Below are 13265 nucleotides of genomic sequence, written 5' to 3'. Positions count from 1 at the left end.
TCTATTGAATAATTACTTAAATTATTATATGCAAAATTGGTTAAAAATTATTTTTGAGAAGATGTAAAAAGTAGAATAGTTGCAATTTTAGTTCTTGAGTTTTGGGAAAATCTGAGTAGTTAGCAAATGGCGATTTTACACTGTAATTGGTTACTAAAAAATCAAAATGGTTGTTTATTTGTTTGGGGGGAAACTTGGCGATCATCACGAGTTAATTTTGAGCTTAATGGATCTGGAGATATAGCACTACATCCATTGGCAATGACATCAGTTGAGTTGAGTGAGTGGTTGCGTTCCCAGAATATGGCAATTACCAACTTCATTCAGCAACCCCAAGTTGCGCTCGCGACTACTGGACGAACGCGCAAAGCCGCCAGTGCCACTGAGATTACTTTGCCAACAAATTCACAAATAATTGCCCTACCAACTTATATCCCAGAAGATACTAATGAAGGAACAACAGCGATTTTCCCTGTACATTCTGCTAGCTTAGGGCTAGACACTGACTCCCCGCAATATTTGCAACCTTGGCGAGTTGAAGGTTTTTGTCTCAACCCCAGCGAAGCAGTAAAATTTCTCGCTGCTGTTCCCCTAAATGCTGCTAAAGGGGAAGATGCCTTTTTGGGTGGAGATTTACGCTTTTGGTCACAGATTGCCCGTTGGAGTTTAGATTTAATCTCACGGTGTAAGTTTTTACCAACAATTGACCAACAATCAGATGGTGCATTTGCTGCTAAATGGCAAGTACTTCTAGATAGCGCTGTAGATGGAACCCGCCTAGAAAAATTTTCTGCGAATATGCCGTTGGTTTGTCGTACCTATGAGGAGGGACTGGGAACTGGGGACTGGGGGCTAGGGACTGGGGAGGAATTTTCCCAATCCCTACTTTATGTAAACTTCCCCGCCGAACCTCAAGAATTACTTTTGGGATTTCTCAACAGTACGATAGATGCCCAAGTGCGAGACATGGTAGGTTCTCAACCTCCAATTGAAGCTAAGGCGATCGCATTACCAGCTGGGGTGCGACAGTGGTTGCCAGCCTTAACTAGTGCATCTCATACAGTTAATGCAGATGCAATTGAAGTGGAACGACTGGAAGCGGCATTGAAGGCTTGGACTATGCCGCTACAATACCAATTAACCCTTAAAACTCTATTTCGTACCTGTTTTCAACTGCGTTCTCCAGAGTCTGGCGATACAGATTGGACATTGGCGTATTTTTTGCAAGCGGCTGACGATCCAGAGTTTTTAGTGGATGCAGCAACTATTTGGAACAATCCAGTTGAAAGATTGGTTTATAAAAATCGCACAATTGACCAACCACAAGAAACATTTTTGCGAGGTTTGGGGGTAGCTTCCAGATTATACCCAACAATAGTAGCCAGTTTTGAAACCGAATATCCTCAATTTTCTCGTCTCACCCCTATCCAAGCTTACGAGTTTATCAAAGCTGTAGCTTGGAGGCTGGAAGACAGCGGTTTGGGAGTAATTTTGCCTCCCAGTTTGGCTAATCGTGAAGGATGGGCGAACCGTTTGGGTTTAAAAATTACTGCCGAAACCCCAAAGACAAAGCAGGGACGTTTAGGCTTGCAGAGTCTCCTGAATTTCCAATGGCAATTGGCAATTGGCGGACAAACTATTTCCAAAGCCCAGTTTGATAAACTTGTGGCTTTAAATAGTCCGCTAGTAGAAATTAACGGTGAGTGGGTAGAATTGCGGCCTCAAGATATCAAGACAGCCCAAACTTTTTTTACCACTCGCAAAGACCAAATGGCCCTTTCTCTGGAAGATGCTTTGCGTCTGAGTACAGGGGATACTCAGGCAATTGAAAAGTTACCAGTGGTTAGCTTTGATGCATCTGGGGCATTGCAAGAGTTGATTGGGGCGTTAACAAATAATCAAGCGATCGCACCTTTACCCACACCAACAGGCTTTAAAGGACAGTTGCGACCATATCAAGAACGAGGCGCTGCTTGGCTGTCATTTTTAGAACGTTGGGGTTTAGGCGCGTGTCTCGCCGACGATATGGGACTCGGTAAAACTATTCAGTTCATTGCTTTTTTGCTACATCTCAAAGAACAAGATGCACTAGAAAATCCAACACTACTAGTTTGTCCAACTTCGGTTTTAGGCAACTGGGAAAGGGAAGTCAATAAATTTGCACCAAGCCTGAAAATTTTGCAATATCACGGTGACAAACGCCCCAAAGGGAAAGCATTTTTAGAAGCAGTAAAAAATCACGATTTAATCGTTACCAGCTACTCACTTCTTCATCGAGATATCAAGTCATTGCAAAGTATCTCTTGGCAAATAATAGTTTTAGATGAAGCCCAGAATGTGAAAAATCCAGAGGCGAAGCAGTCAAAAGCAGTACGCCAATTAGAAGCTACATTTCGGATTGCGTTGACGGGGACACCAGTAGAAAATAGACTGCAAGAATTATGGTCTATTTTGGATTTTCTCAATCCTGGGTATTTAGGCAATAAGCAATTTTTCAAAAGGCGGTTTGCTATGCCAATAGAAAAGTATGGTGATACGGCTTCTTTGACTCAGTTACGTTCATTAGTGCAACCATTTATACTGCGGCGATTGAAAAGCGATCGCGACATAATTCAAGACTTACCAGATAAGCAAGAAATGACCGTATTTTGTGGTTTAACTGGCGAACAAGCCGCACTTTATCAACAAGTTGTAGAACAATCTTTAGTAGAGATAGAATCTGCTGAAGGATTGCAACGCCGGGGGATGATTTTGGCTTTACTAATCAAACTTAAACAAATCTGCAATCACCCAGCTCAATATTTGAAACAGGCGACATTAGAGCAACATAATTCAGCCAAACTTCTGCGGCTAGAAGAAATGTTAGAAGAAGTTTTAGCAGAAAGCGATCGCGCTTTAATCTTTACACAATTTGCTGAGTGGGGTAAATTACTTAAACCCTATTTAGAAAAACAGCTTGGGCGAGAAATATTCTTTTTATATGGCAGCACCAGCAAAAAACAACGTGAGGAAATGATCGACCGTTTCCAACATGACCCTCAAGGGCCACCGATTATGATTCTTTCTCTGAAAGCAGGTGGTGTAGGACTGAATTTAACACGAGCAAATCATGTATTCCACTTTGATAGATGGTGGAATCCAGCCGTAGAAAATCAAGCCACAGACCGAGTATTTCGGATTGGTCAAACTCGGAATGTGCAAGTACATAAATTTGTCTGCACTGGCACTTTAGAAGAAAAAATTCATGACATGATTGAAAGTAAAAAACAATTGGCTGAACAAGTTGTAGGTGCTGGTGAAGAGTGGTTAACTGAAATGGATACAGACCAACTCCGCAACTTACTACTACTTGACCGCAGTGCAGTAATTGACGATGATGCAGAATAAGTTTGTGGTGTAAACTTAACTGGTTTCTGTGTAGTATAACACTACAAAATTGTATTTGTTCGTATGCATTAGACTTCTTGCATAAATACTTCTTGACTTCACGTAAACGCGCAGAGAAATAGTTAAAAGTCGAGACTTTTGCAAGGGGTCTATTGAATCTTTATATTTAAAAATATCTTATATTGATGTTTGATATAACTCTATGGACGATCGAGAAGCATTACAGAGAACTCTCGCTCTGACGGAAGAGATTCATATACAATCAGATTTTGAGGCACTGCTCAAAGCGATCGCAGAAAGTTTAGATGAGTAAGTTAAGAGCGAATGTACGGAGCGTCTGCCAAAGGCGATCGCCCTATAGAAGCCCGCCCCTGGTACGAGCGTGAGTTAGCCCTGGCGCAGGAAGTGGGACGACAAGACTTGCTAGCTCATGCTCAAACGGGGCTAGCGCTAGTTTTACAGGTGGAGGGGCGCTACACAGAGGCGCTATCCTTAGCCCTGGCTGCCCTGGAAATCCGAGAGCGTCTGCGCGATCAGAACTTGGATTTTTCGCGCCAATTGGTTGAGCGGTTGCGGCGCAAGGCGGCGATGGAATAATTCGTAATTCCGTAATTCATTCAAGATTTTACGCCCCTGTGTAGTGCCAGAGTTCCATTCTGTAGGCGTATATTTGCGAAACTGAATATGCTCCCAACCATAAACGCTATAGTTTGGGGTAACTGTCACAAAACGAGAGCAACTCATCCATTCCATAATTTTTAATTTTGAATTGACTTATGACTAATTACACATTACAAGCAAGTCGAGAATGGTGGTCACAACAATGGCTAGATTTGCTAGATTCCTATCGCTTTAAAAAGCGTTTAGAACGTGCAAGAAACTATGCTCGTCAAGGAAATGTTCTCAGCATCGAATTTAAAAGTGCGAAAGTATTGGCTAGAGTGCAAGGTAGTGAAGTAGAACCTTATAAAGTTTCCCTTTCCCTTGAACCATTTACCGATGAACAGTGGGGTTATGTAATTGAAACCATGTCCCAAAGGGCAATTTTTGCTGCCAAGCTACTAGCAGGAGAAATGCCACAAAATATAGAAGAAGTCTTCACGGCTAATGGTCTTTCGATATTTCCATTTACCCTTGCTGATGTCCAAAGTAAATGCTCTTGTCCTGATAAAGCAAATCCCTGTAAACACATTGGTGCGATATACTATCAGTTAGGCGATAGATTCAGTGAAGACCCCTTTGTACTATTTCAATTGCGCGGACGTTCTAAAGAGCAAATTATCAGCGATTTACGCCAATTACGTAGTGCCAAGATTCAACCCAGTAGTACCACAGAAACGCCCGATATTCAACAGTCAATTCCTAATAACAAATACTCGGTAAAAATTGATTCTTTCTGGCAATACAATGAGCCATTAGAGTCATCATTGGTAGTGATTGTGCCCTCCAGTAGCGAGACGATATTAGATGTATTGGGAGCGGTTCCCCTAGCAAAGGAAGAGGAAAATGCAGTAAATTCGACTTCGAGTGATGTGGTAATGAAGTATTTGAATACGGTTTACAGAGATGTAAGCCAGAAGGCTGTTTTAGCAGCGATGAATGTAGGAGGAAGTTGATACTAATTCGTAATTTGTAATTATGAATTAAATTGACTGGAATATTCTCGCTTTAAAACTCTATCCCTTTATAAGTAGAGTATTTACCAATTCTGAATTCTGAACTCTGTATTTTTATTCCTGATTTATTGTCCAAACTCAAGCCTAGCCTGTTCTACCAAATCACCAGTCACAACATCTTGGCCTGCTTCACGAGCCAGCTGTTCAATTCTGGCTTGAGCTTGAGAGCGGACAAAAAAGGGAATATTTTGTAACTTTTCCTTAGCTTCAGATGTCCATCGCAAAGCATCAATAAAATTGGAATCGTTCATAGATTAGTTACCTTGGCAAGTCGCTCACTTTAATCAATAGATTACTAATTTTCCTATAAAAAAAGCCCTTGCTTTTATGCAAGAGCCTCTAAATTATTTAGTTGTCAGTGATGAAATAAACTTTACAACCTAGTCAAGGTCGTCCATGAACATCACTGGCTCAGTATCACGGTTAATTCCTTTCTCAAAACCACCAGCAGCAGCCCGTGCGCGACCAGCGTGCCACAAGTGACCAACTAGGAAGAAGAATCCTAGTACGAAGTGAGAAGTCGACAACCAAGCGCGAGGAGATACGTAGTTGAAAGAGTTAATTTCGGTAGCCACACCACCCACGGAGTTCAAAGAACCCAGAGGAGCGTGTGTCATGTATTCAGCAGCGCGACGAGCTTGCCAAGGCTGAATATCATTCTTGATTTTTTCCAAGTCAAGACCATTGGGGCCACGTAGAGGCTCCAACCAAGGACCGCGGAAATCCCAGAAGCGCATGGTTTCACCACCGAAGATGATTTCACCAGTTGGAGAGCGCATCAGATATTTACCTAGACCTGTAGGTCCTTGCGCAGAACCAACGTTAGCACCCAAGCGTTGGTCACGAATCAAGAAGGTCAAAGCCTGAGCTTGAGAAGCTTCTGGGCCAGTAGGGCCGAAGAATTCGCTGGGGTAAACGGTGTTGTTAAACCAAACAAAGATTGAGGCAATGAAGCCCATCAGCGAAAGAGCGCCCAAGCTGTAGGAGAGATAAGCTTCACCTGACCAGATGGATGCACGACGCGACCAAGCAAAAGGCTTGGTAAGAATGTGGAAAATACCACCAGCAATACAGATAAAGGCAATCCAGATGTGACCACCGACCACATCTTCTAAGTTATCAACGCTGACAATCCAGCCTTCGCCACCAAAGGGAGACTTGATTACATAACCGAAGATAACTGCTGGGTTCAATGTCGGATTGGTAATAATCCGAACATCACCACCGCCTGGTGCCCAGGTGTCATACAACCCACCAAAGAACATTGCCTTTGCTACCAACAGCAATGCACCGAATCCCAAAATAATCAGATGGAACCCGATAATGTTGGTCATCTTGTTCTTGTCTTTCCAGTCGTAACCAAAGAAAGAAGAGTATTCTTCTAAGGTTTCTGGGCCGCGAACGGCATGATAGATACCGCCAAAGCCAAGGACGGCTGAGGAAATTAGGTGGAGTACACCGACAACAAAGTAGGGGAAAGTATCGATGACTTCACCACCAGCACCAACACCCCAACCCTGAGCGGCAAGGTGAGGTAACAGGATCAAGCCCTGCTCATACATGGGCTTTTCAGGAATGAAGTGAGCGACTTCAAACAAAGTCATCGCTCCAGCCCAGAATACAATCAAACCAGCGTGGGCAACGTGAGCGCCCAGCAGTTTACCAGATAGGTTGATTAAACGTGCGTTACCAGACCACCAAGCAAATCCAGTAGATTCTTGGTCGCGCCCAGCGCCGCCTAAGATATTTGGTCTATTAGAGAGCGTTACCACGTGGTAATACCTCCTCAGGGAATACAAATTGTTCGTGGGGTTGATCTTGAGGAGCCATCCAAGCGCGGATACCCTCGTTCAGCAAAATATTTTTGGTATAGAAGGTTTCAAACTCAGGGTCTTCCGCCGCCCGTAATTCTTGGGAGACGAAATCATAAGCCCGCAGGTTGAGTGCTAAACCGACAATGCCAACGGCACTCATCCACAAGCCTGTGACTGGCACGAACAACATAAAGAAGTGCAACCAGCGCTTGTTAGAGAAAGCAATCCCGAAAATCTGTGACCAGAAACGGTTTGCCGTCACCATTGAGTAGGTTTCTTCCGACTGGGTAGGATTGAAGGCGCGGAAGGTGTTAGCACCATCACCATCTTCAAACAAGGTGTTTTCTACTGTGGCTCCGTGAATGGCACACAATAAAGCACCACCCAATACTCCAGCAACACCCATCATGTGGAAGGGGTTGAGTGTCCAGTTGTGGAACCCTTGCAGGAATAGTAGGAATCGGAAAATTGCCGCGACGCCAAAGCTGGGTGCAAAGAACCAGCTAGATTGTCCCAAGGGGTACATCAGGAATACGCTGACGAATACTGCAATCGGAGCTGAGAAGGCGAGAGCATTGTAAGGACGTATCCCTACTAAACGGGCAATTTCAAATTGCCGCAACATGAAGCCAATCAAACCGAAGGCTCCATGTAACGCCACGAATGGCCACAAGCCTCCCAATTGGAACCAACGGGTGAGGTCGCCTTGAGCTTCTGGCCCCCACAACAGCAATAGGGAGTGTCCCATGCTGTCGGCGGGGGTGGATACTGCCACTGTCAGGAAGTTAGCACCTTCTAGGTAGGAGGAGGCTAATCCGTGGGTGTACCAAGAGGTGACGAAGGTGGTGCCCGTCAGCCAACCGCCTAGTGCTAGGAAAGCGCAGGGGAATAGTAGTATCCCTGACCAACCTACGAATACGAAGCGATCGCGCTTGAGCCAGTCGTCTAGAACGTCAAACCACCCTCTACTGGGCGCGCGTCCAACTGCGATGGTCATTAGAGCAAAATCCTCTTTTTTTACTAAAATTGCAACGTTTCTAAGACAGTACGGAGAGCCAGTGTAACCGACTGCCGTGAGGAATTAACGTTTTTTTTGACAATCTCAACTGCTTTTAACCAACTGAGATTCTGAGAGCTTGCTGACTAGTTAAGTCATTATTTCTCAGGGTTATGACATCATACGTACCATCGGCTAGTAATCTAGCTTGTGGTAACTTAATGATTCTTAACTTATCACATTAGTCAGGGTTTTCGCCTGATACGCAAAAGCAAATGAGCTATGAAACACGAACCTTATAAATAATATGAATATCAGAATTTTTACAATTTGACACAACTTTTCTCAGAAATCTGAAAAAATTTAATGCAGATAGACGTAAGTAGGTAACTCATTTCAAGAGGTCAAAAAGAGACAGGGAAAGGGTAGCAGGGAATAAGGGGGGGTAGAAGGGCAAGGAGAAAGAATTTTTATCAGCCATTGAGTGAAAAAATAGTACAACATTCCCTAAAAAATTATATCCGTAGCAGAAACATGGAAGGGCGCAGTTGAGTTTTTGTCAACGATGTTTGGTAAAATGTGGATGGTCACTTCGCCGCCACTGTCGTTGATACACCTCTAGAAAACCTATGTGAAACGTTAGATAAGGAAAAAGGAAGTTGGCACATCTTGACTAATACAAATAGCCTAAGTGGTTTGTTCCGTAGTTTCAAGTAAGCCAGCATCATCCGGGACAGTAAAATTTGTCGGATACAAAGGAAAAAATTTATAGTCTGCGGTAGGGTTCCCGTAAACTTATTAAAACAGAGCTTCAGTGCCTCCTAAGCAATAGCCGGATTGGCACAAAGAGCCACTACTCTATGCAGCAAAAGCATTCAGTGTGCGAGTATGTCACAGCGAGTATCTCACGGGCAATGGTAGTTCAATGACGACATCAACAACGATTAACAAAGGCGATCGCCTCCTGCACCAAAATGTTCTCGGTTCTCGTCGGTTCAGTAACTACTGGTGGGCAACTATCGTTACCTTGGGAGCAAGCGGCTTTTTATTGGCTGGAATATCCAGTTATTTAAAAGTTAATTTACTCATAGTTTCCGATCCCACTAAACTGGTATTCGTCCCCCAAGGATTGGTGATGGGGTTATATGGTACTGCTGGCTTGTTATTAGCCACATACCTGTGGCTAGTGATTTTATTGGATGTTGGAGGCGGTTACAACGAATTCGATCGTGAAACTGGTACAATCAAAATCTTCCGCTGGGGGTTTCCTGGCAAAAACCGCCGAATTCAGATTGATAGCCGCATAGAAAATGTGCAATCTGTACTAATAGACGTAAAAGAAGGTCTTAATCCCCGTCGCGCCCTCTATCTACGCATTAAGGGACGGCGAGATATACCCTTAACACGGGTTGGACAACCCTTATCTTTAACAGAGTTGGAAACAGAAGGCGCAAAGTTAGCCCGCTTTTTGGGAGTATCGTTAGAAGGATTGTAAGGGAGTGAGGGAAGAAGAGGGGGAGCAGGGGGCAAGGGGCAAGGGGGAGAATAAAAATTACCTCTTTCCCCTCAGCTCCCTGCCCCTCTGCCTCTTATGCCCAATGGCCCTCAAAACGATAAGATACTCTGGTTAAATCGGTAACAGGCAATGCGGTTAAAAATTTCACAATTTTTACTTTCTCTTGTGATTATCAGTGCCTTAATGTTGGGAGGATGTTCAACACAGCAAGTCGCTTCTAATAGCTCTTCTCCAAATTCGACAGCTGCCTCGACCACAAGCGAGGCAAGCACCAAGACAACTACTGAGGCAACTTCTGTATCTCAAACTAGTAGTGAGAGTGTTCCTGGACTGGCAGATTTACCGCGCCTCGAAGGCAAGGCTACTGTGGTAATCACGGTTAAAGGTTCGCCGATTACTATCGAAGTAGACGGCACTGATGCCCCCATTACAGCTGGCAACTTCGTAGATTTAGTGCAAAAGGGTGTTTACGATGGTTTAGCTTTCCATCGAGTTGTACGCGAACCTCAACCGTTTGTAGTTCAAGGGGGCGATCCCAAAAGCAAAGACCCAAAAGTTCCAGCAGATCAACTGGGAACTGGTAGCTATATTGATCCAAAAACGGGAAATGCTCGCTATATACCTTTAGAAGTTAAGCCAAAAGGTTCGGATACTCCGATTTACAATAAACCATTTGATGCTACTGCTCAACCCGTCATATTGCCTCATAAACAGGGTGCAGTCGCAATGGCGCGATCGCAACCACCAGACTCTGCTTCTGCCCAGTTTTACTTTGCTTTAGCTGATCTAGCATTTTTGGATGGTAACTACGCCGTGTTTGGCAATGTCACTCAAGGCTTTGATGTAGTAAACAAAATTCAGCAAGGCGATCGCATTGACTCCGCTAAAGTCACCCAAGGTGCTAGAAAATCTGAAAACACCCGGAAAGTAGGAGGAGCAGGGGGAGAAGAGGAGCAGGGGAAGTAATAAAAGAACTCCTAACTCCTAACTTTTAACTCCTAATTTTTAACTCCTAAATTGCTGAAGGTTGTAGTCACAGGTATTGGTTTAATTTCCGCCTTAGGTGGAAGCTTAGAGGATAGTTGGCAAAATTTGCTGGCAGGTAAATCTGGAATTCGCTTACATCAACCATTTCCAGAACTTACACCACTTCCTCTAGGTTTGATTAATCAACAACCATCTGAGTTGACAATGTTAACTCAGATGGTTGTTGCTTCTGCTTTGCAAGATGCTGGCTTAGTTCCACCTTTAGCTGATTGTGCTGTAGTCATTGGATCGAGTCGTTCTTATCAAGCGTCTTGGGAAATGCTGGCAAGGCAAATGTATGGAGATGCAAAGATGCGGCAAATTTCCACGTCTCCCCGTGTGCCTCTGTCCTCTTTTGGAAATTGGCTAGATAGATTACCTCAGATGAATGCGATCGCAGCTGCCAGGCAAATTGGTGCATCGGGGATGGTTTTGGCACCAATGGCAGCTTGTGCTACTGGAATTTGGTCTATTGCCCAAGCAGCTTTACTTATACAAACTGGGCAATGTCAACAAGCGATAGCAGGTGCAGTGGAAGCACCGATTACACCCCTAACTTTAGCTGGATTTCAGCAGATGGGTGCTTTGGCGAAAACTGGAGCTTATCCCTTTGATTTACATCGGGAAGGCTTAGTGTTGGGTGAAGGCGCAGCTGTGTTTGTCTTAGAATCAGCAGAGTTTGCAAAGCAGCGTCAAGCAAAAGTGTATGGTGAAATTCTCGGTTTCGGCTTAACTAACGACGCATATCATAGTAATTCACCAGAACCTGAAGGTAAAAGTGCGATCGCTGCTATCAAACAATGTCTAGAACGTAGTTGTCTATTACCAGGCGATATCGATTACATTCATGCTCATGGCACAGCTACCCAACTAAATGACCAGATGGAAAGTATGGTAATTCAGCGTTTGTTTCCTGAAGGGGTGGCAGTTAGTTCCACCAAAGGAAGCACAGGTCATACACTAGGGGCATCTGGAGCTTTAGGTGTAGCTTTTTCTCTCATGGCGCTAAAGCATCAAATATTACCACCTTGTTTAGGATTGCAGCAGCCAGAGTTTGATTTAGATATCGTGACAGCAGCACGTCTAAGTAAAATTCGACAGGTATTATGTTTTAGTTTTGGCTTTGGGGGACAGAATACTGCGATCGCGTTAGCAAGGTAAAAATTTTTAGGTTTTAATATATAAATTTTTATTAAGGGGCACACAGCAGTGCGCCCCTAGCAACAGTGATTTTTACTTATCAGAATATAACATATAAAACTGTAACAAAAACTACAAAATTTTTATTTACTCAAAAAAAAAGGATAAGCTTAAGTACAGATGATATCCGGTTCGTAAAGATACCGTGATTATGAGAAAATTTTATGATTTCAAAATCCTTGTTGCTGTCAGAACCTGCTTCTCCAGCGCATATATGCCCAAGTTTGTTTTAGTTAATTCATGAGGCAGAATAAATCGTTGTCGACAGTAATTTTACTTGAACCGCCATTGATTTATCTGCCTTTTTTATTGAGCGATCGCTATAACATGAGTAGTACACGATGGCGGAAGTTTCCCCACCTTTAACCAGTTACTCAGAGTAACTTGTCTCACCAAGCTGATATTATTTGGTCAAGGATATTTTAAAGCTACCTTATGACTCGCTAGAAGGTGCAGCAGCATGAATCAAGTCTGGTGTCTCCTCAATAGGAGGACGCTCAATAGTTTGAGCCAATGTGGGACGTTGATGGCGTAGTTTACCGCCGCAGGCATCGGGAGTTTGTATCTGCACAGGTTTACCCGTCTCAATTGACTGGTAAAGCGCTTGAATGATAGAAACATCAATCAACCCTTCCGTTCCAGATGGCTCTGGGTCTTTATCTTCGAGAATACAATCAGAGAAGTAGGTAAATTCAGCTGCTAGTTGATCGCGATCCTCAAAGGTACGCTCTTGGGTTTCACCATTAATTGTCAGGTAGTGCTTCAGTTCTCCCTGCCAAGCATAGGCAGGTTCTACTCGCAAATCGCCTTGAGTACCTATAACCTGATAGCTCGAAACACTTGCCCCTCCAAAGCTACAAGTAAATGTTGCCAATCGCTCGTTGGGAAAACGCAAGATGACGCTAGTCATTTCTTCTACTTCGCTGAAGCGTTCTTCTCCGTTATTGGCAGCTACAGCAAATACTTCAATTGGTTCATCTTGCAATAGATAACGTGCAGCATTAATGCAGTAGATGCCAATATCATAGAGCGTGCCACCACCTGTGGCATCTCGTAAACGAATATTGCCTTCTTCTACTTGCTGAGTAAAAACCGAGTTGAAAATTCGTGGTTCACCAACTTGCTTTGAACGGACAATTTCTACTGCTTGTAAATTGGCTTCTTCTAAATGTAAGCGGTAGGCAATCATCAGCTTCACATTATTGTCATTGGCAGCTTTAATCATTGTCTCACACTCTTCTTCTGTTACTGCCATTGGCTTTTCACACAACACATGAATTGCCTGATTAGCAGCCCGCACAGTGTAGTCGCAATGCAAGTGATTGGGCAGCGCAATATAAACTGCATCAACCTCGCCGCTTGCCAGACAGTCCTCATACTCCTTGTATGAGTAAGTATGATTAATACCGTATTTTTTGCTCAGTTCTTCACTTTTTGTGGGGTCATCTGAAACCAGTGCGACTAATTCCGAGTTTTCACTGTGGACAAAGGAAGGTAAGGCGGCTTGTTGGGCAAACCAACCTAAACCAACAACGGCGTAACGAATCTTGTTTTTACCATTTGTAGTAGTCATTTTTTCTCTTTGATGAAGGAATATTTTGGTAATTTTAATGCCCTAATTACGTGTAAAACATGGCTAACTATTTATG

General features: G+C 43.6%; 10 protein-coding genes. 6 read left to right on the top strand and 4 right to left on the bottom strand.

What is annotated here, in order from left to right; genetic code table 11:
* Positions 1 to 126 precede the first annotated feature (126 nt).
* The 3 genes from NLP_RS25680 (at position 127) to NLP_RS25670 (ending at position 5003) form a co-directional block, all read left to right on the top strand.
* Positions 127 to 3387, top strand: a complete 3261-nt coding sequence (locus tag NLP_RS25680; RefSeq protein ID WP_104908795.1) for a DEAD/DEAH box helicase — start codon at positions 127 to 129, stop codon at positions 3385 to 3387.
* Positions 3388 to 3711: 324 nt separating this feature from the next.
* Positions 3712 to 3984, top strand: coding sequence for a tetratricopeptide repeat protein (locus NLP_RS25675; protein WP_158680534.1), 273 nt, complete (start codon positions 3712 to 3714; stop codon positions 3982 to 3984).
* 179 nt (positions 3985 to 4163) lie between these two features.
* Positions 4164 to 5003 (top strand): SWIM zinc finger family protein, encoded by an 840-nt coding sequence (locus tag NLP_RS25670; RefSeq protein WP_104908794.1) that lies wholly within the window; start codon positions 4164 to 4166, stop codon positions 5001 to 5003.
* 125 nt (positions 5004 to 5128) lie between these two features.
* Here NLP_RS25670 and NLP_RS25665 read toward each other — a convergent pair whose 3' ends face one another.
* The 3 genes from NLP_RS25665 to psbD form a co-directional block, all read right to left on the bottom strand.
* Positions 5129 to 5314: a PCP reductase family protein gene (locus tag NLP_RS25665; RefSeq protein WP_104908793.1), complete on the bottom strand. Its 186-nt coding sequence runs from the start codon at positions 5312 to 5314 to the stop codon at positions 5129 to 5131.
* Positions 5315 to 5443: 129 nt separating this feature from the next.
* The gene (gene psbC, locus NLP_RS25660; protein WP_104908792.1) at positions 5444 to 6835 is read right to left on the bottom strand and encodes a photosystem II reaction center protein CP43; all 1392 of its coding nucleotides are present in this window, start codon (positions 6833 to 6835) and stop codon (positions 5444 to 5446) included.
* Complete coding sequence (gene psbD, locus NLP_RS25655) at positions 6819 to 7874, bottom strand: photosystem II D2 protein (photosystem q(a) protein) (protein WP_012409998.1); 1056 nt, start codon at positions 7872 to 7874, stop codon at positions 6819 to 6821. Before psbD ends, psbC begins: the two co-directional genes overlap by 17 nt.
* A 925-nt stretch (positions 7875 to 8799) precedes the next feature.
* On the opposite strand from psbD, the gene NLP_RS25650 reads away from it, so the two are divergent.
* The 3 genes from NLP_RS25650 (at position 8800) to NLP_RS25640 (ending at position 11577) form a co-directional block, all read left to right on the top strand.
* Entirely contained in the window at positions 8800 to 9369 is a 570-nt protein-coding gene (locus NLP_RS25650; protein WP_104908791.1) for a photosystem I assembly protein Ycf4, read from the top strand.
* A 150-nt stretch (positions 9370 to 9519) separates the two neighbouring features.
* On the top strand, positions 9520 to 10356 hold the full coding sequence (locus tag NLP_RS25645) for a peptidylprolyl isomerase (protein WP_104908790.1): 837 nt from the start codon (positions 9520 to 9522) through the stop codon (positions 10354 to 10356).
* A gap of 54 nt (positions 10357 to 10410) precedes the next feature.
* The gene (locus tag NLP_RS25640) at positions 10411 to 11577 is read left to right on the top strand and encodes a beta-ketoacyl-ACP synthase (RefSeq protein ID WP_104910037.1); all 1167 of its coding nucleotides are present in this window, start codon (positions 10411 to 10413) and stop codon (positions 11575 to 11577) included.
* 472 nt (positions 11578 to 12049) lie between these two features.
* Here NLP_RS25640 and NLP_RS25635 read toward each other — a convergent pair whose 3' ends face one another.
* Positions 12050 to 13189 carry a Gfo/Idh/MocA family protein gene (locus NLP_RS25635; protein ID WP_104908789.1) on the bottom strand — a complete coding sequence of 380 codons (1140 nt, stop codon included), beginning with the start codon at positions 13187 to 13189 and terminating at the stop codon, positions 12050 to 12052.
* Between the last annotated feature and the right edge of the window lie 76 nt (positions 13190 to 13265).

It is taken from the genome of Nostoc sp. 'Lobaria pulmonaria (5183) cyanobiont' (assembly GCF_002949795.1).
Classification (GTDB): Bacteria; Cyanobacteriota; Cyanobacteriia; order Cyanobacteriales; family Nostocaceae; genus Nostoc.
This window is presented reverse-complemented; position numbering and strand designations above follow the sequence as displayed.

Excerpts from the sequence above, each read along its gene's own strand:
- NLP_RS25675 (WP_158680534.1), top strand. The coding sequence starts at position 3,712 with ATGTACGGAGCGTCTGCCAAAGGCGATCGCCCTATAGAAGCCCGCCCC.
- NLP_RS25650 (WP_104908791.1), top strand. The coding sequence starts at position 8,800 with ATGACGACATCAACAACGATTAACAAAGGCGATCGCCTCCTGCACCAA.
- NLP_RS25645 (WP_104908790.1), top strand. The coding sequence starts at position 9,520 with ATGCGGTTAAAAATTTCACAATTTTTACTTTCTCTTGTGATTATCAGT.
- NLP_RS25680 (WP_104908795.1), top strand. The coding sequence starts at position 127 with ATGGCGATTTTACACTGTAATTGGTTACTAAAAAATCAAAATGGTTGT.
- NLP_RS25635 (WP_104908789.1), bottom strand. The coding sequence starts at position 13,189 with ATGACTACTACAAATGGTAAAAACAAGATTCGTTACGCCGTTGTTGGT.
- NLP_RS25665 (WP_104908793.1), bottom strand. The coding sequence starts at position 5,314 with ATGAACGATTCCAATTTTATTGATGCTTTGCGATGGACATCTGAAGCT.
- NLP_RS25670 (WP_104908794.1), top strand. The coding sequence starts at position 4,164 with ATGACTAATTACACATTACAAGCAAGTCGAGAATGGTGGTCACAACAA.
- psbD (WP_012409998.1), bottom strand. The coding sequence starts at position 7,874 with ATGACCATCGCAGTTGGACGCGCGCCCAGTAGAGGGTGGTTTGACGTT.